This is a genomic window from Archangium minus (genome assembly GCF_044360475.1).
Taxonomy (GTDB): domain Bacteria; phylum Myxococcota; class Myxococcia; order Myxococcales; family Myxococcaceae; genus Archangium; species Archangium minus.
Genome location: NZ_CP043494.1, coordinates 5,658,304 through 5,677,658, shown reverse-complemented (window position 1 = coordinate 5,677,658; position 19,355 = coordinate 5,658,304). Strand labels below are relative to the sequence as shown.

10 protein-coding genes are annotated in these 19,355 nt (G+C 62.8%); 2 read left to right on the top strand and 8 right to left on the bottom strand.

Going from position 1 to position 19,355, the window contains the following annotated elements; genetic code table 11:
* Nucleotide 1: 1 nt before the first annotated feature.
* The 5 genes from F0U60_RS23165 to F0U60_RS23145 all read right to left on the bottom strand — a co-directional run bounded on the left by F0U60_RS23165 (nt 2) and on the right by F0U60_RS23145 (nt 12,284).
* Nucleotides 2–5,281, bottom strand: coding sequence for a hypothetical protein (locus F0U60_RS23165; RefSeq protein WP_395823388.1), 5,280 nt, complete (start codon nt 5,279–5,281; stop codon nt 2–4).
* A 157-nt stretch (nt 5,282–5,438) separates the two neighbouring features.
* Complete coding sequence (locus F0U60_RS23160) at nt 5,439–6,455, bottom strand: SH3 domain-containing protein (RefSeq protein WP_395823386.1); 1,017 nt, start codon at nt 6,453–6,455, stop codon at nt 5,439–5,441.
* A 455-nt stretch (nt 6,456–6,910) separates the two neighbouring features.
* Nucleotides 6,911–8,056 (bottom strand): SH3 domain-containing protein, encoded by a 1,146-nt coding sequence (locus F0U60_RS23155; RefSeq protein ID WP_395823384.1) that lies wholly within the window; start codon nt 8,054–8,056, stop codon nt 6,911–6,913.
* Nucleotides 8,057–8,401: 345 nt separating this feature from the next.
* On the bottom strand, nt 8,402–9,547 hold the full coding sequence (locus tag F0U60_RS23150) for an SH3 domain-containing protein (protein ID WP_395823382.1): 1,146 nt from the start codon (nt 9,545–9,547) through the stop codon (nt 8,402–8,404).
* A 112-nt stretch (nt 9,548–9,659) separates the two neighbouring features.
* Nucleotides 9,660–12,284, bottom strand: coding sequence for an alpha-amylase family glycosyl hydrolase (locus F0U60_RS23145; RefSeq protein ID WP_395823380.1), 2,625 nt, complete (start codon nt 12,282–12,284; stop codon nt 9,660–9,662).
* 224 nt (nt 12,285–12,508) lie between these two features.
* Here F0U60_RS23145 and F0U60_RS23140 point away from each other — a divergent pair, with 224 nt between their 5' ends.
* Nucleotides 12,509–12,937, top strand: a complete 429-nt coding sequence (locus tag F0U60_RS23140) for a hypothetical protein (RefSeq protein WP_395823378.1) — start codon at nt 12,509–12,511, stop codon at nt 12,935–12,937.
* Between the two features lie 60 nt (nt 12,938–12,997).
* Here F0U60_RS23140 and F0U60_RS23135 read toward each other — a convergent pair whose 3' ends face one another.
* From F0U60_RS23135 to F0U60_RS23125, 3 genes are all read right to left on the bottom strand, one after another.
* Nucleotides 12,998–14,815, bottom strand: a complete 1,818-nt coding sequence (locus tag F0U60_RS23135) for a serine/threonine protein kinase (protein ID WP_395823376.1) — start codon at nt 14,813–14,815, stop codon at nt 12,998–13,000.
* The gene (locus F0U60_RS23130) at nt 14,812–15,639 is read right to left on the bottom strand and encodes a DUF2381 family protein (RefSeq protein ID WP_395823374.1); all 828 of its coding nucleotides are present in this window, start codon (nt 15,637–15,639) and stop codon (nt 14,812–14,814) included. Before F0U60_RS23130 ends, F0U60_RS23135 begins: the two co-directional genes overlap by 4 nt.
* A 118-nt stretch (nt 15,640–15,757) precedes the next feature.
* On the bottom strand, nt 15,758–16,672 hold the full coding sequence (locus F0U60_RS23125) for a hypothetical protein (protein WP_395823372.1): 915 nt from the start codon (nt 16,670–16,672) through the stop codon (nt 15,758–15,760).
* 180 nt (nt 16,673–16,852) lie between these two features.
* On the opposite strand from F0U60_RS23125, the gene F0U60_RS23120 reads away from it, so the two are divergent.
* Nucleotides 16,853–19,336, top strand: coding sequence for a glycoside hydrolase family 3 protein (locus F0U60_RS23120; protein WP_395823370.1), 2,484 nt, complete (start codon nt 16,853–16,855; stop codon nt 19,334–19,336).
* Nucleotides 19,337–19,355 lie beyond the last annotated feature (19 nt).

Genomic DNA, 19,355 nt, shown 5'->3' with positions numbered 1-19,355 from the left:
TCTACCTCGTCGTTCCAGGAGAGGAATCCTGCACATCATCCGACTCACTGCGATGCAGGGCTGTTGGAAGGACTCGCGTTTTCTGATCCTCACAACCCAGTTTCTTGTTCGCGGGCTTCACGGGAACGACTCGAATCTTGTATTCCACGCCACCGTCGAGCGCGGCCGCCACGTCACGCAGATCCACCACGGCTTCGAGGACGCCATTCTGGTTCGTGAACCCGCCCCCTTCCTTCTTGTGGGGTAGCGAATAACGGACACTCTTCTTCAGGAGAGCCTCCTGCGCCTTGAGCGTCTCGTTCCACTTCTTCTTGCTGACCGACGCGGGTTTGACAGGAGGGGTGGGATTGAAGATCTCGATCCTGAAATGGCTGCCCATGGGAACGGCATGCGTCGAAACAGTGAGCTTCTTCTCGAGCGACTCGTCGTCCTCCTCCGGCACCACCTCGAGCGTAGCCCGGGGAGTGGTGTTATAGGGAACAGGCCTCGCGGGCTCGACGTCGATCGACTCGCTCTCGAAGGCCACACCCTTCTTCATGACCTCAGCACCAATCATGAGGCTCACGTTCGTGACTCCAGCCTTGCTGAAGTCCAACGACCGTACGACACGAAGCGTGCCTCCGTTGGAGATGAGGGTGCTCGTCTTCTTCGCGTCCTTATCGAGATCTTCCTTTGTCGTCTTGATGATCGGAACAGCTGCCTTCCAAAAACCAAGATCACCCCCCAGAAGATCCACACTGATCTGAATGCCTTGCGAAGTGAGTTGCAAGACAGGAGTACCGAAACAGGCACGATGCAGGACCTCGGAGACCTGGCTCGACCACAGCTCCAGATGACCCCCTCGAGCGTTGCTCTTCAACTCCGCGAGATTCACCCGGAAGTACTTCCTACCCATCGAATCCGACGGAAGGAGATTCTCATCCAGCGACCCCCCTCCATTCGGGAAGAAGCAGCCGAACTGCACCTCCATTTGCTCGTCGGGCTCGAGCTGCTTCCGGAGCTCGGAGAAAGCAGCTCGAGGATCGAACTCGAGCACGAGCACACCGGGGTGGTCGACCGAACGGGGCTCCTTCACCGAAACACGGAATGCACCCGGCTCCTCTTCCTTGAAGTCCGCGAACCACCCGGACCCCTTCACCTTGTCCAGGGCCGTGCGCAGCTTCTCCGTCGCGGCCTTGCCTGAGGGTGAGGCCTTGACCAGCAGGGAGAGTCCGTCCATGGAGAGCGCGGACAACGACACGACCTGGCGTGCCGCATACTCACATTGGATACGCTCCATCGCCTCGACGAGATCCCAAGCGATCCGAGGCTCGGAGCCCGCAGCCACTTCCTGCCCCTTGGCCGCCTCAAGGAATGCCTTGTACGTAAAATGCTGCGTGATGTAGGTGTCGACCTTCGCGACCTCCCCCTTCTTGATGAACCCATCGGAGATCTCGAATCCAGCCTCCTCCTTCAAGGCGGTGTCCTCTCGGGCCTCGATGGGAATCGCCACATCTACCACCTCGAACGACGGGGTGACCTCCAGAGCCGGTTCGGCCGTCTGCTCTTTCTCGGCCGGCTTGCTCTTCGCGGGGACTTTCTTCTCTGCTATCTTGCTCTTCGCCACGCGCATGACGATCCATCCGCGCAAGAGCCTGGGACAATTGGCCCTGAACGGAATCCGCCATGAGAACAAGCCATCCTTCTGGGCAATGGGCCCCTCGGCGATGTCGGCCGATTGTGTGCGCTCCGACTTCGCGGGCTCGGGCGCGTTCAAAAGGAGGGGAAGAGGAGCCTCCAGGATCAGGTTTCCGAGTGCCTTCGCACCAGGGTTGACCAACTGCCAGCGACCCCAACCCGGCACCTCCACGGGCTGGGCGAACACACCCTCCGTGAATGAGCCATGAGCGATTGGGACCGTCAGATTAACTCCCTCCGCATCCAGCTTCGCCTCCACGATCACGGGGTCATCACCATTGCCTCTCTGCAATGCGCAGACATAGGCCAGATCCCCCACCTGGCGAGGCGGATTTTCTTCTTGAGCCGGCAACCAGCCAAGGGCGGCGAGCTTCTTCATTTCATCCGACCGCCAGAGCGGCGTGTCGATGAATTGGATGAAGTTATGCCGGGTCAAAAGCATCAGGAGCCAGGCAAAAGTGACCGGATGAGGATTGTCGAGCTGGGTGTTCTCGGATAGCTGCTCCGAGTCCGGTGCACCTTGATTCTTGAAGAGAGGCTTTTCATCTCCTTGAGGGCCCAGGAAGGCCTTCTCCTTGGCGCTCGACCACCATGCAACGGAGTTCGCGTACTTCTTGATGATGTCGTCTGCTTCTTTTTTCTTACTGACCTCCAGGACATCCTCACCGATCTGCATCTCCCCATGAGTCTGGGCTGCCAAGCGAGCATGCACCTGCGACGTGATGCTCTCGGGGTGCCATTGATTGGGGTGCCGGAGAACGACATTGCGCCAACGAACCCTCGCCAGCTTCTTGAAATGCCCGACATCATTCATCAGCGCGTCCTTGCCCAATCCGCCTGCTGACTTGAGGAAGAAGCGTCCCTGCCCGTTCTCACTTACAACCGGCTCTACGAGGATCTTCCTGGCCTTGGCGGGCAGGTAGATGCGAACGCTGGCTTGCTGCCCATCATAGTCGACCTCCACCGCATCGCATGCGGGCTCGAAGGTGAACCTGAGCTTGTATTTTCCCTTGGGCAAGCAGTTCTTGTAGTTCTCGATGAACACCTCGGCGGGATAACGGGGCTCGCCCGACGAGTCGGCATCGCCCGCCGAGAACGGCAGCGACTGGTTCGACCGCAGTAGGCCCTGGAGCGCAGCCAGGTCATAGGCGTTCCGGAACTTCGAGAGTGACGGGTGCTCTTTCTCCCCCGCCTGCTTCGCCGAGGGCTCCATCTCCAGCAAGGAGTCGAGCTCGCCGATCTTTTCGGAGTTGAGGCGGGGCTCAAAATAGTTGTTCTGTTTGCCTTCCGCCTCTTTGAAGAACTTGAAGAATGGCTCGTTGCCCTCCTTCAACTGAAGCTTGTCTTCCGCGAACTTGAGGAACTCCTCGAGTTGCCCCTTGTCACTGGGGGCGAGGATCTCCCAGTGGAGGAAGCCATCACCCACGGCCTCGCTCTTGTCGTCGATGTAACCAAGCAGATCTCCCGCCCGGACCTTCAGATAGGGGTGAGAGAAGGTCACGATCTCGCCTTCTCGCAGCGCCTTGTGTATCTGCTCCAGGTCACGATCCGGCTTCTTCCAGACCGCACGCAATCGGTCTCCTTCTCCCTCCTTTGCGATAAGCTGGAGCTGCTGGGGTGTCGCGAGACTCGCCCCCATGGTGGAAAAGGTGCCGCTGCTCAGGGTGACGAGCTCGGATTTGTCCGTCAGGTCGACCCCTGACGGAGCGCTTTGGAGCCATCGAACCTTTCGGAAGGCTTCATGCTGTGGATCGATCACTGTCACACAACCCTCGCGACGAGCCAGCGCCTTGAGCCAGGCCACATCCGTATACGTCTTCGAGGGGTCAGTGGAATCGCCCGACACGGGCGCGGCGCCCTGAGACTTCCCATCCGTTGGACCGGCATCACCCTTCGTGCCGGGTTGCCCTTGTCCGGAGGCCGCCGGAGCCGGCCAGTTCGGGGGAACCAGGTGCATGTAGAGGCTATAAAACGTAAAGCGTTTCGCCTCTTGCTTCTCCTGCCCTTCCTTCGGCTTCGGCACGATCTCCTCGACGTCGTGCCTGAGCAGGATGAAGGAGTTGTGATTGCCGATGAAGATGTTGGCCAGCTCATTGGGTCCAACAACCTTCTGCTCGTCCTTGCTGGCCGCAACGCCCTGCTTGCTGGCCTTGCCGGACCCAGCACCTTGCGAACTGCCTTTACTGGCCCCGGCATCTTGCTGGGGCTCTGGACTTTTTTTCTCCGGAACACCCTTCTCCAGCCGAACGGCCACGACGTATCCCGGAGCAAGGCTGCAGACCTTCTTCTTCTGGGGCCCCGATGAGCTCTTGGCCCCCTGCTGCCCCTGTGCGGTCTGTCCCTTCGCCTCCGCCGTCTTTCCCTTGGCGCCCGTCGCCTTTTCCGGCGTCTTCGCAGGCTGCTCGGTAGCCGAGGGAGAAGCCTCCGTCACGAAGCGCGAGGTCTCCAAATGGACACCTGAGTGGAGGCTCCGGTCTGCCCCGAAAGGAAAGAGGCCCGCCAGGGATTCTTCCGTTGCCGCGTAGCAATTGCTCGGACGAAACCGTTCTTTACGGCCGTCAAAAGGGAAGGCGACGACTCGCGCAACGTTGCTGACGAGGAACTCGGAAGGCACGAGCGTCCATCGATGCGAATAGATGAAGGCTCCTCCCTTGTGAGTATCGTTGTAATAATCCATGTAGAGGTCGCCGCGGGCAGTACTGAGGACATTGTCCTCGAAGAGCTTCCTGGCCCTGATCAGTACCAATGAGGCCTTGGAGGCCGTATCCTTCGCCTTCGACCTCGACCCGGGAATCAGACGAATCAGATCATGTTTCCCAGTCAGAGGATTTTTTTCGAGTTTGTCCACTCCATCCCCGGGCGAGGGTGGGAAGAACATGCCTTCAGTTATCTTCGAATTCTGGGACGACGGATCAGCAACCGCCAACCATAGGTGCAGACCTGTATTATCCATCAGGTAGGCATAGCCTATGATCAAAATGAGATGGATCGGCCGTTCCTTGGTCAAGGAAAAGCCCGAATAGAAAATGACCGGGTTGTTGGCGGAGACCGCATTGAGGATCTTCTCCATCTGCGACTCGAGGAGGCTCGGATCATTCACGATCTGGGCCGCCAGAGCCTTACGGTTGCGCTCGTTGTAGGGCAACAGCTTATCGTAGGAGAAACCAAGAATCTTGGATGCGGAATAGTCCTGGCTTAGCTCGAACTCCTCTGGCGGCGCGACCACAGCGACATCGCCATTCAAATAACCCGGATTCGAAACCGAGTAGGACTCCTCGACGTTGCGATCATGAGGGGCCTGTGTCGGCAAGGTATGAAACGCGCGCTCCCCTCCTGGGTAGCGGAGGTCTATGAAATACCCCTGTTTATCGGCATTCCAGTGAGTAATGAATCTGGACTTAAAATCCCCGCCCTGCACGACCTGATAATAGTTATAGGCCATGGTCGCCGATGTTCGTCCGCACCAATTTTCCGGGCTGGTTGGGTGGAACTGGCTGAGCAGTGGCACCTTGAGGATATGATATTGATCGAGCGCGCTCCCCAGATTATCCAGCGCTCCTGCTAGATCATAATCCAAATCCGGTTCGTACCTGGTCACTGCCATGATGCGATGTCCCCCCCTCGTGATGAGGATTATCTACTGAGCCCCTCCGAATGAAGGGGTATTCCACCGAATATTCAGCACTTCGGCTCAAGAAGACGCCAACAAGCCGTAAACATCGCTCCCCTGCTCTAGAGGGGATTAATTTTCGGATGGGCCGTTAGGGCCCGCCCTGAGCGCAGGGATGGTGCTTTTCCGGATGTCTTCGGATGTTGGAGGAATAGGCCGTGTCCCCCAGGTACGCAATCTCTTCCTCAGACATCGGGAGCTTGAACAGTTGCCGCGTCGTCCCCCCGTAACGCCCTTCGTATACCAACTCGAGAGCGTTATCGCGCTTCTCCACAGAGGATATCCAATAGACGGCCGGCGCTTCTGCCCCTACATCCTCGAGGAGGATGTTCCAACGGCCGTGTATGTCCGGCATGAACCGAAGAAGATAAGGCCTCTTCCAGCAGTCATTCCATTGCATCAAAAGATTGCCCCACTCGTCGGGCTTCATCAATCCCCACTCCTTGGGAAGCCCGTTCAGGAGGGCCTGCGAGGCATTGTCCAGGACGAACTGACCGACAGGGAGATCCCACTTGTCATCGCGGGCCTTGTCAATGCCCAGGAAGATGGATTTCTCCATCACAGGAGACACGCTGAAGCTGACCTGCTCGAGAACCTCTCCCGAAAGGATCTCGGTCTTCTTGTTGAGCTTGTATTTGCCACGATAGACAAACACGTTTTCGGCATTCGCGAATGTAACGACAAAGAGGTCCTTCTTCGTTTCAGCGCGGACCGTAACGTCCTTCAAGTCGCTCGAGCTACAACCCCTGAGACAGGTGAGCACATCCTTCCAACCACACGAGCATGAGAAAGCCCGCTTCATGGTCGGTTTCTTGAGGCGAGCAGTGAAATCAAAGTTCTTCTCGAAGAAGAGCTGTCCCAACTCCTTCTGCAGCTCGACGTCCTCCGGCGAGAGCGTCGCCGCCCGCAGGGCGCTCTCCTCCCTCTGAGCGAGCGTGAGCTTGGGATCGCGCGCCTGGGCGCGGAGCGCCTCGACGGAGGGCTTCTCTGCTCCCATGAGGGAGGCCGAAGCGTAGCCCTCCTTGTCCCCGCAGCGCACCTTCAACCACTCCGCTTGGAGCTTCTCGAGGACGAGGCAGTCCGTTCCAATCTGGAGCTTCTCGATCACCTCCGCGTCCTTGGAGGGCTCCTTGCGCAGGTTGATGGAGGAGCCGAGCACGTACACCCGTTGCTCATCTGCGACGGCACTCGTAGCAGGGGCAAGCAAGAGGAAGAGTAGCAGCGTTTGCGTCATCATGGCAGCGCATCCATCCAGGCCAGCGAAGTACCGGTCGAGAGCCTCGACTCTCCTGGAGTGTACCAGCAAACCATGGAGTGATCGTGGTCGTTCGGCTGCAGAGCCTGGACTTGACAGGTAGATAGGAAGCCCCCGACCCCTCAAAAATGTACGCGGTACAACCACCCCTATTCTCCAGGCCGAGACCCGAGAGCTTGCGGAGACTGAGCACTACTCTCCTCCGCATCGTCCTGGTACTCGGAGGTATCGCGCCAGAACGCACCTCCCTCTTTGCGTGGGAGGTGAGCCTCGCGCAATCACCAGCGCGGCGGAGGAACCGGGAACCGTTAGGGTCCGCCCTGAGCGCAGGGATGGTGCTTTTCCGGATGTCTTCGAATGTTGAAGGAATAGGCCGTGTCCCCCAGATACGCAATATCCTCCTCGGATACCGGAAGCTTGAACAATTGGCGCGTCGTGCCCCCGTAACGCCCTTCGTATACCAACTCGAGAGCGTTATCGCGCCTCTCCACAGAGGATATCCAATAAACGGCCGGCGCTTCTGCCCCTACATCCTCGAGGAGGATGTTCCAGCGGCCGTGTATGTCCGGCATGAACTCAAGGTGGTAAGGCCTCTTCCCGCAGTCACTCCATTGCATCCAGAGATTGCCCCACTCGTCGGGCTTCATCAATCCCCACACCTTGGGAAGCTCGTTCAGGATAGCCTGCGAATCATCATCCAGGACGAACTGACCGACAGGGAGATCCCACTTGTCGTCACGGGCCTTATCGATTCCCAGGAATACGGATTTCTCTATCACGGGAGACACACTGAAGCTGACCTGCTCGAGAACCTCTCCTGTCAGGACCTCAGTCTTCTTGTTGAGCTTGTATTTGCCGCGATAGACAACCACGTTTTCGGCATTCGCGAATGTAACGACAAAGAGGTCCTTCTTCGTTTCAGCGCGAACCTTGACGTCCTTCAAGTCGCTCGAGCTACAGCCCTTGAGGCAGGTGTTCACAGTTTCCCAACCGCACGGACATGAGAACGTCCGCTTCATGGTCGGTTTCTTGAGACGCGCAGTGAAATCAAAGTTCTTCTCGAAGAAGAGCTGTCCCAACTCCTTCTGCAGTTCGACGTCCTCCGGCGAGAGGGTTGCCGCCCGCAGGGCGCTCTCCTCCCGCTGAGCGAGCGAGAGCTTGGGGTCGCGAGCCTGGGCGCGGAGCGCCTCGACGGAGGGCTTCTCGGTTCCCAGGAGGGAGACCGATGCGTAGCCCTCCTTGTCTCCGCAGCGCACCTTCAACCACTCCGCTTGGAGCTTCTCGAGGACGAGGCAGTCCGTTCCAATCTGGAGCTTCTCGATCACCTCCGCGTCCTTGGAGGGCTCCTTGCGCAGGTTGATGGAGGAGCCGAGCACGTACACCCGTTGTTCCTCCGCGGCACCACTCGTGGCAGGAGCAAGCAAGAGGAAGAGCAGCAGCGTTTGCGCCATCATAAGCAGTGCATCCAGGCCAGCGAAATACCGGTCGAGAACCTCGACCCTTTTGGAGTGTACCAGCAAACCGAGGAGTGAGCCCGGTCGTTCGGGAGCAAGACCCGGACCCAACAGGTAGATGGGAGCATACCGACTCATCACGGATGTAGGCGGTACCGCCACCTCTGCTCGCTGGGCTGTGCCCTCATGCCTCCAGGCTGGAACCCGAGAGCTTGCGGAGACTGAGCACGGCTCTCCTCCGCATCGTCCTGGTACTCGGAGGCATCGCACCAGAACGCACCTCCCTCCTTGCGTGAGAGGTGAGCCTCGCGGCAATCACCAGCGCGGCGGAGGAACCGGGAACCGTTAGGGCCCACCCTGAGCGCAGGGATGGTGCTTTTCCGGATGTCTTCGGATGTTGGAGGAATAGGCCGTGTCCCCCAGGTACGCGATGTCCTCCTCGGATACCGGGAGCTTGAACTGTTGTCGCGTCGTCCCCCCGTAACGTCCTTCGAGCACAAGCTCAAGAGAGTTGTCGTGCTTCGTCACAGCAGATACCCAATAGAAGGTCGGCCCTTCCAATCCTATATCTTCGAGCAGGATTCTCCAACGGCCGTGCATATCCGATACGAACCGCAGGAAGAAGGGCCTCTTCCCGCATTCATCCCATTGCATCAAGAGATTGCCCCACTCGTCGGGCTTCATCAACCCCCACTCCTTGGGAAGCCCGTTCAGGATGGCCTGCGAGGCATCGTCCAGGACGAACTGACCGACAGGGAGATCCCACTTATTGTCAGGGAACTTGTCGATGCCCAGGAAGATGGACTTCTCCATCACGGGAGACGCATTGAAACTGACCTGCTCGAGAACTTCTCCCGTCAGGATCGTGGTCTTCTTGTTGAGCTTGTATTTACCACGGTAGACAAACACGTTTTCGCCATTCGCAACTGAGATGACGAACAGGTCCTTCTTCGTATCAGCGCGGACCTTGACGTCCTTCAAGTCGCTCGAGCTACAGGCCCTGAGGCAGGTGTTCACAGTTTCCCAACCACACGAGCATGAGAAAGCCCGCTTCATGGTCGGTTTCTTGAGGCGAGCAATGAAATCGAAGTTCTTCTCGAAGAAGAGCGTCCCCAACTCCTTCTGCAGCTCGACATCCTCCGGCGAGAGCGTCGCCGCCCGCAGGGCGCTCTCCTCCCGCTGAGCGAGCGTGCGCTTGGGGTCGCGCGCCTGGGCGCGGAGCGCCTCGACGGAGGGCTTCTCGGTTCCCATGAGGGAGGCCGAGGCGTAGCCCTCCTTGTCTCCGCAGCGCACCTTCAACCACTCCGCCTGGGGCTTCTCGAGGACGAGACAGTCCGTACCAATCTGGAGCTTCTTGAGCACCTCCGCGTCCTTGGAGGGCTCCTTGCGCAGGTTGATGGAGGAGCCGAGCACGTATACCCGTTGCTCATCCGCGACAGCACTCGTGGCAGGAGCAAGCAAGAGGAAGATCAGCAGCGTTTGCGTCATCATGGCAGCGCATCCATCCAGGCCAGCGAAGTACCGGTCGAGAGCCTCGGCTCTCTTGGAGTTTACCAGCCATGACGGCTCGATAACCGCTCAACCCTCCCCCGGGCCTGGCGCCTCAAGGGATAGTGAGAACCGGGGTGTCGTCGAGCACCAACGGGTCCACGGTCCCATCACCGCCCCAGAACTTCCACTGCTCGGCTGTGGGGACGAGCGGCCGATAGCCTCCGTCGTAGTCCCAGGTGGTGACGTACACCTTGACGCCAGCGAGGCTCGTCAGGCCCGCGAACAGCTGGTTTGGCAGCGTGAGCATGACGGTGTTCGAGGCCGCATCCACTTCGATGGATGCCGCGGGCGAGACGGGAGTGCCGTCCTGGGTGGCTGAGGCGCCTCGGGTGTCGAAGAGGGCATTGGACCAGCCGTGGACCCGGATGCGGTAATCCCAATCCATGCCAGCGGGGACGGAGGCGTTCTGCTGCGGCATGACGGTGAGGCCCGTGCGGCCAGGCACGTCGACGAAGATCGTGAAGGCCACGTGGTCGAAGCCGTTCTGCGGGTTCCACGTCGTGGTGATGGCGGCCGTCTGGAGGGCCAGCTTCAGCACCGTCCCGGAGCCCTGGAGCGTGACACGACGCAGGTCCCCCTGGTGGTTGTCTCCCCACGAGGTGTCCGTTGGGTAGTGGTAGCGCCCCTCGGGGCCGGTGTCATCGCCCGCCGGGTCCTCGTGGGTAACCAGATCCTTGAAGGCGCGATCCACACGGAACGTCAGCGTGTCGGACAACACCTGGGCCTCTTCGTTCCAGGCCACGAGCGAGTGTTGGACATCAGGGTCCACCATGCCGCCCACGGCGACGGTCGTGCGCCAGGTACCATCCGGCTCCACCGCCACCTGTTGCGCCGTGCCGAGCGCCCCATCCACCACCACCTGGAAGCTGGACACCCCTGTTGCGGTGCCGGTCAGCTCGAAGTCTCCCGCGACCGTGCTCCCGCTGGCCGAGGACAAGGTGATGCGAGCGGTCTCCGGTGGAAGCGGGGTCGTCGTCCCGTCCGGCCTGAAGACTCGGGCGGCGCGCGCGGGCAGCTTCAGGGAGAGCCGCCCCCCTCGCCCCACGGTGGCATCACCTGCCCCGGAATCCAGGCTCGCCAACAGCTTCAGCCGACTGCCCTCGGGCAGATTCGTCTGTAGGTTGTCCAGCAGCGTGTCTTCATCCGAGGTGTTGAAGACGACGAGGACCAGGTCCGCCCCATTGCGCATCTCGTAGGCGAAGACGCCGCTCCGAGCATCGTTCTGCCGCAGCACCGAGGGCGTGCCGTGGCGGAACACCGCGTGCGTCTTGCGCAGCGTGGTCAGCTCGCGAATGAGGGAATACAGCGGCGCCTCCGTGTCGAAGTGGTCCTCCCCTCCTGACCCGTAGCCCCGCGCGAACATGGCGCCCCGCTGCTCGGTGAAACCCTGCTCGGTGCCGTAATAGATCACCGGAATGCCGGGCACCGTCATCATGAACAGGAGCCCCTGCCGGAGCGCGGCCTGCGAGCCTCCCGACAGGAAGCGGTCCACGTCATGGTTGTCCAAGAACGTGGGCATCAGCTGCGGCCGAGGGAACAGCGCGGCGCCCCGTTGCATTCGGAAGGCCAGGTGCGACGTGGGGCTGCCCCGAGCGAAGACGTCCCCAGCCGTGCGGTACAGCGGGAAGTCGAGCATCCCTGGTAGCCGCTCCTCGCCGGTGACCGGGTCCTTCATGTACAGGGCCACCTTGCGGGACATCGTGTCCTCAAAGGGCTTGTCGCTGGCGAAGCCCTCTCCAAAGGCGAGGAAGCCGTCCTTGCCCAGGCTCCGGGCATATTCGAGGACGCCCGGGTGAGCCGTGTCCTGGGAGTGGAGGAAGTCTTGGACGGTGGTCGGGGGCACGTAGAAGACGGTGTCCACACGGAAGGCGTCAACGCCCACCTCGCGAATCCAGAAGTTGTAGCTGTCCTTGAGGGCCGCGACGACAGCGGGGTTCTCCGTGTTCAGGTCGTCCAGATCGGACAGCTGCCAGCCGAGTTCCTGCTCTCGGTTCGCGTAGTCCGCGATGGTCGGCGTCCAATGAAAGACATGGGCGTCGCGGTGCTCGGGCCGAGTGAGATCCCACTGGTCGAAGGGCGCCTGGGTGGGGCCACAGGCGGGCTTGGCCCCCGTGTTGAGCACCACACCTGCCGTCACGTCCGCCGGGTCGTAGCGCGTGTAGCGGAAGCAGTTGGCCATGTGGTTGAGGACAATGTCCTGGACCAGGTACATGCCGCGCCCGTGCAGGGCTCGGGACAGGCTCCGGTAGTCCTCCAGCGTGCCCTGGTGGGCGTCCACCCGAGTGAAGTCGAGCGCCCAGTAGCCGTGGTACCCGCCGTAGTTGACCAGCGGATCCCACCACTGGTTGGCGACAGGCGGGGTGATCCAAATGGCTGTGGCGCCCAGCCCCTGGATGTAGTCCAGCTTGCTCTCAATCCCCTTCAGGTCACCCCCGCTGTACTTCGCCCCGTTGCCGGGATCGAACTCGCCAGCGCCCTGGTCGTCATTGCCCGGCTCGCCATTGGCGAAGCGGTCGGTCATGACGAAGTAGATGATCTGATCCCTCCAGTCCGGCGAGGGCACGTGCAGCAAGTCCACCGGAGGTGTGGGCGGTGGAGGGGTGGATTTACAACCGAGGATCGTGCCGGCACCGAACGCGAGTGCCAGCAGCTTCGACGAGAGGGAACGCGCTTGCATGGGCAGGCAAGCTATCCCGGGACATCGAGGCGGCGCGTCACGGAACTCCCGTCCGGAAGCATTTTTATTTCAGGGATGGAATGGCTTCCTTCTTTATAAGGAAAAGCGGTTTTGGGTTTGACGGAGAGTGAAGACCTTGTGAACCATATACGCAGGCCACGCCCCGTGGTCCGTGAGCCACCGTGAGGAGCTCACCCACCCTCTCTGGAAGCCAAGGACAACCCATGAAGATCTCTCGCCCCCTGAGCGCGCTGTGTGTTCTGCTCCCGACCCTCGCGTGGAGCAGCCCTGTCCACAGCGTCTGGTCCACCTCCGCAATCGAGGTCAAGGATCCGACCGGCTGGTACAATACGAGCTCCGCGAACGCCTCGTTGAGCTGGAACCAGTTCACCGGCTTTGCGTTCGTCAACGCCCGCGCCACGAGCACCACGGGTAACGTTTACGAGTTCCAACTCGTCTCCACGACGGCCAGCACCACGGCCGACGCGATCGTCGGCACCTGGAATGTCACCAAGAACGGCATCCCGCTGTGCACCAACTGCACGGGCTCGGCCTATGGGCTGACCGGCGGAGTGGGCAATTACTTCAAGATCTACGTCAACGGCGAGACCTACGGACTCATCGCTTACATCTCGAGCGCCTACCACTACTGAGTCTTGCGCCCCAGCGGTGCCGCGGGCGGGCCTGGACGTGAGACCCAGGCCCGTGAGCGCTCAGCGCCAGTCCGGAGGGGGAAGCTTGACGTGGGGCATCGGGTAACCCTCGGGGCCCTGCAGCACCGTCTCGAAGCGAGGGTTGTTGAGCACGACGCTGCCTGGGTCCTTCTCCATCCGTGCCGGGTCCACCTTGTTGCCAATAAAAGGCAACCGCGCATACGTCGGAATGCCGTACTCGAGCAGGTCATCCACGGCTACGCCGCAGATGGGCCAGGTGGCACCATCCGGCGTCTGGAGGCGATCGAACCGCAAGTAGACGCGGTTGGGCGTCGTCACTGCCTCGCCCGAGATCATCACGCGCAGTTCCTTCCCCTTCACGTCCGCGAACATGGAGGCAATCACGGGACCCGACTTGAGGTTGAGGGGGCCGCCCTCCTCAATGGTCTCGTCCGAAGCCGGAGTGCCTGTCTTCAGGAAGGAGGCATTCTCCTCGGAGGTGAAGCCCAGCTTGACAGGGGTGGCGCGAGCCTCGGGAGAGCAACTCGCAAGGTAACCAGCGGGATCGGGCCGCACGGGCGCGGAGGCACACCCGGCGAGCTGGGCGGCGGTCACTCCCAACACGCTGGAGAGCAGCACGCACAGGCGTGAGGGGGTCTGTATCAGGGTGGAAGAGGAAGGAGTGGGTTCGGAATGGACGGGAGCGGACACGAGCTGCGTTCCTTTCTCGGAAGGCGCCGGAGGAGCCGACGCGAGCATCCACCCTATCCCGAGCAGCCCCAGTCCGAGGGCCAGTGCCGTGAGACGCACCGGCCAACACCCAGCCCTCCAGGTATGCCAGAAGGAACGGGATTCCTCCGTGGGCAATGACTCCAGCCCGGACGGCGCCTCCAGCATGTCCGCGTCCGGAAACAGCGTTCGCGTCCGGTCACGCTCGGAGGGCCGTTCCGCTGGCGCCAGCCAGGGCTCTGTGTGTCCCTCCTGCTCACGCAATCGTTCCAGCTCCTCGCGCACGACTCGGGCACTCGGAGGGCGCTGCTCGGGCTCCTTCGCCAGCAGCCGCAAGGCCAGCGCGCACAACGATGCGGGGGCCTCGGGGGCGAGCAGCCCTGGCTCCGTGGGGGGTTTGGCGAGAATGGACGCCAGTAATTGCTCCAGTGGCGCCCGGGTGCTGAAGGGGCGACAGTTAGTGAGGATTTCATACAGCAACACGCCAACGGCATACAGGTCGGCGGCAGGACGAGCCTCCAGCCGTTCGCCCCGAGGCGGGTCCTCGGAGAGCAGGGACACCAGGAAGAGGACAACCTCGGGTGGCTGGCAGTAGAGCGTCCCCGGAGCGATCCCCTCCGTCAGCACACGCGCCCAGGGCAGGTGGACCGTGCCGAAGTCGATAAGAAAGGATTTGTCATCCCCCTGCCGCACCAGGAGGTTGTCTGCCTTCACGTCCCGGTGGCAGATGCCGCGCTCGTGCAGTTCCTCCAGCGTCTTCAGGAATTCACAGAGCACGCCCACCGAGCGGTACAAAGGGACACGCTCGCGCCAGCGCCATACATGGAAGGTGCTTCCAGAGACATAGGGCGTGACGAAGTAGCCATAACCCGTCCGTGGCTCGGGCCATCGGCCCCACTCGAGCACCGGTAGCAGGTTGGGATGCTCCAGATGCTCCAGCGAGGCCACCTCGCGGCGCATCCAGGCGTCTACCTTGTCCGGGTCCTTCTCCGAGGCTGCCCGGGCCGCCATCTTCAGGGTGTAGCGGTGGCCTCCGCGCTCCACCAGGAAGACGAAGGCAAAGCCCCCCACACCTAGCCGGCGGACGACGCGGAAGTCACGCACGCGGCTCCCTGTGCGGAGTTGGTCCGGGCGCAGCGAGCTTCTCATGGTGGCGTGGGCTCCTCTTCCGCTGGCAGGGACAGGAATCCACCCGGGGCGTCCTCTCCGTCCAGCGCCAGTTCCAGGCGCAAGGCCCCTTCTGGGAGGAGGCTGGTGAACACGTGACGCTGGCGCCTCGCTCTAGAGGCGCCAGCGAGGAGACGAACGGGCCACTCCAGCAGGACTCCATCCGGGAGCATCGCCCGCAGCCGCACCTGCACCAGCTTCCAGGGCGAGTCCCCTTCCCGGTCACACCGCACGGACACAGCAGCGAAAAGGCGCCGCCCCATCCAGAGAACGGAGTCGACACGCGCATGCGAATTTCCTGGAGCAAGCACCTGCCGCGGAACGACGTGGGTGACACGGGCCTCGGGTGTGGCGAGGAGCTGCCGCGCCAGGGATTCGGCGGCGTCCTCGTCGGCGGAAGTCCCGTCGCGCACCACGCGCACCTGCACGTCCGCTTCACCGGGCCGGGTGACGAGCAAGAACCGGAGAGGTCCTGCCTCGGGTCCGGCGTCCAGGGTGAGTGGCACCCGCTCGCCCTCGACCAGGTCCGTGCCGGGCACGAGGAGCCACGAGCCACCGTGCACCGGGACAAGCCGGATGCGAGCCTCACCTTCCGGGAGCCTCGGCGTGCCCGGGCCCACCGGTACTTCGAGCTGGATGAACGTGGCCACACCGGCCGCCACGTGGATCGTCAGGGGAGGAAGCTCCCCAATCCGGGCGGGGAGCACGAGCATGCGCCTTTGGAGCGTGGGCCCGCCGCTCCGTTCACGAGCGGCGGCCGATACGGACAGCAGGAGGGACAGGAGGAGCCAGGGACCAGGACGCACGCGGGGCCTCCACGAGCAGGCGCGCACGCTACGGGAGGCCCGCTCACGGGGGCAAGCACGAAACCACTTCTCCCGTCACTTCGACGGGAGTGACTCCTCGAATCACCTCCCCGGCGCTTCAGCGCCTGCTCTTGGAGGTGGGCTTCTTCTTCGGAGCGGGCTTCTTCGTCGACCCCTTCTCCGGCAGGTTCGGGCCCGAGGCGAGGTCGAACTCGTAGGTGCCGCCGAGCAGGAGGCGGAACTGGTAGATGTCCGAGAGGTCCGGCGTCACCGCGATGCCAGCCACCGCCTCCAGCACCAGGCCCGGGTACACCTCGCGGCGCACCACGGGGATGATCTCCACCTGGTTGGCGTTGTTCGTCCACGCCGGGGTGATGGCGTTGGCGAAGTAGCGGCGGCCGATGACCTCCAGGCCCACCAGGGTGAAGTTGTCGATGTTGTACGTGCCCGCGACTCCCAGCTGCACGGCGTCCGGGACGTCGAAGTCCGGGAGCGCGCCGCGATCACGCGTTCCATGGTGCAGGTAGGTCGCGTTGAGCATGAAGCGCAGATCCTTGCTCACCCGCAGCTCGCCCACGAGCGTTCCATCGAAGTCCCACGTCCCGTCGGACAGCTCCGGGGGGATGACGTCCTGGTCGCTCGGCCCGGTGGGGAAGACGACGCGCCCATAGGCCGCGAGGGCGAAGGGGCTCGACTCGAAGAACGTCCACTGCAGACCGAGCGGGATGTCACCAAAGGCCAGCTGGAAGTTGTCCTCGCCAGGGTTACCGAGCCCGAGGACCTCGAAGTAGACGTTGGCCTCCAGGTTGTCGAAGATGCCCCAACGGATGCTGGGTGAGAGCTGATGGTAGGGCAGCGCCTTGTCCGACTCGAGGGCGAAGAAGCCCTGATAGCGAAGACCGAGCTCCAGGTTTCCGTTGCGTGTCGTCTCGGCGGTGCGTGTCACCATGGCCCGGTAGGGCTTGGCCCACGCGGTGGGCGAGAGAAGACAGACAGCGGTGGCGAGAGCGAAGGTCGAAAGCCGAGCGTTCATGCGGCGGGACCATAAACCATCTCCTCCTCGCCGGTGCGAGCACAGTCGTGAACACAAACCCGGCCCTTCGGAAGACTCAACCCCTGAGAAGATCCGAACCGGCGGAAAGCTACCGCCAGATGGAACAGTCGATTTCAACGGGTATCGATCCCCCGCGCCTCTTTGTTTTAAGAGGCCGGCATGACGACGATTCCCCTGCGAATGACGACCCCCCAGGCGCTGGCCGAAGCACCCACGCCGCCCCAGGCCACGGCCCACCCTGCCCTCTGGCCCCAGGCGCGCAGCCCCGAGTCCTTGAGCGACGCCCAGACCGAGGCACGCATCGAGTCCCTGCTGGCCCGACTCAGCCTCGAGGAGAAGGTAGGTCAGGTGATCCAGGCCGACATCGGTTCGATCAAGGCGGAGGATCTGCGGACCTATCCGCTGGGCTCCATCCTCGCGGGTGGCAACTCCGGCCCGAACAACGACGACCGCGCCCCCGCTGCCGAGTGGTTGAAAGCTTCACGTGAATTCCGCGCGGTGTCGCTCGAGGAGCGTCCGGGCCACACGCCCATCCCGGTCATCTTCGGCGTGGACGCCGTGCACGGGAACAACAACATCCCCGGTGCCACCATCTTTCCGCACAACATCGCCCTGGGCGCGATGCGCGATCCGGAGCTGATCCGTCGCATCGGCGAGGTCACCGCGCTGGAGAGCGCCGTCACCGGCATCGACTGGACCTTCGGTCCCACGTTGGCCGTGCCTCGCGATGACCGCTGGGGTCGCACCTACGAGGGCTATTCCGAGGACCCCGAGGTGGTGGCGAGCTACGCGGGCCCGATGACGCTGGGACTCCAGGGCGAGCTCCGTCCGGGTCAGCCGCTGGCGCAGGGCCGTATCGCCGGCTCGGCCAAGCACTTCCTCGCCGATGGCGGCACCTCGAGCGGCAAGGACCAGGGTGACGCGGAGATCAGCGAGGAGGAGCTCATCCGCATCCACGCCGCGGGCTATCCCCCGGCCATCAACGCCGGCATCCTGTCGGTGATGGCCTCCTTCTCCAGCTGGAACGGGGTCAAGCACACCGGCAACAAGACCCTGTTGACCGACGTGCTGAAGGGCCGGATGGGCTTCACCGGCTTCGTCGTCGGCGACTGGAACGCCCACGGCCAGCTGCCCGGCGCCACCAACGAGAACTGCCCGCAGGCGCTCATCGCCGGGCTCGACATGTACATGGCCCCCGATAGCTGGAAGGGGCTGTACCACAACACGCTCGCCCAGGCGCGCGCCGGTGAGATCCCCCTGGCGCGCCTGGATGATGCCGTGCGCCGCATTCTCCGCGCCAAGTTCAAGGCCGGGTTGTTCAACTCGGAGCGCCCGCTGGAGGGCAAGCTCGAGCTGCTCGGCGCCCCCGAGCACCGGGCCGTCGCTCGCGAGGCGGTGGCCAGGTCGCTCGTCCTGCTGAAGAACGAGGGCGTGCTGCCGATCAAGTCGTCCGCTCGCGTCCTCGTGGCGGGTGATGCCGCTGACGACATCGGCAAGCAGTGTGGTGGCTGGACCATCAGTTGGCAGGGCACCGGCAACACGAACAGTGACTTCCCGAACGCGCACTCCCTCTACGCCGGCATCCGCGACGCGGTAGCGGCCGGTGGCGGCACCGCCGAGTTGAGCGTGGACGGCTCGTTCACGAAGAAGCCCGACGTGGCCATCGTGGTCTTCGGCGAGAACCCCTACGCCGAGTTCCAGGGCGACATCGCCACGGTCGAGTACCAGCCGGGAAACAAGACCGACCTGGCCCTGCTCAAGAAGCTCAAGGCCCAGGGCATCCCCGTGGTGTCCGTGTTCCTGTCGGGACGGCCGCTGTGGGTGAACCCGGAGATCAACGCCTCGGATGCCTTCGTGGCTGCGTGGCTGCCCGGCACCCAGGGCGAGGGCGTGGCAGATGTCCTGATTGGCGACGCGAACGGCAAGCCCCGGCGCGACTTCACCGGCAAGCTGTCCTTCTCCTGGCCCAAGAAGGCCATGCAGACGTCGGTGAACCGGGGTGACGCGAACTACGACCCGCAGTTCCCCTATGGCTATGGCCTGACCTACGCCCAGCCCGCCAAGGTGGGGACGCTGTCGGAGGATCCGGGTCCGACGGTGGCCGCCACGAGCACGGACCTGTTCTTCGGCGCGGGCAAGGTGGCCGAGCCCTGGTCGCTGGTGTTGTCGGACACGGGCGGGTCGAGCCCCGCGTTGAAGGCCAACGGAGAGAGCCCCAACCGCGTGGTCTCGGTCCGGGTGGTCGACGCGGGAGCCCAGGAAAACGGCCGTACCCTGACCTGGACGGGGACGCAGCAGGCCACCGTGGCCATCATCGGCCCGGCCGTCGACCTCAGCCGTCAGACCACGGGCGACATGACGGTCGCCATCCGTTACCGCCTCGACCGCGCGCCGACGGCTCCGGTGCGGCTGGTGCTGACAAGCGGCGACCGTCCGGCCTCGCTCGACATCACGCGGCTGCTGACCCAGGGCTCGGCCAAGGAGTTCCGCATGCTCAAGGTGAAGCTCAGCTGCTTCCGCGACGCCGGCGCGAACATGGCGTCGGTGACGTCTCCGCTCGCCCTGACGACGGAGGGGGCGCTGTCCTTGACCATCACCGACCTGCGCCTGGCCACCAACGACGGTGACGCGGTCTGCCCCTGAGGACTGCCTCTGAGGTCAG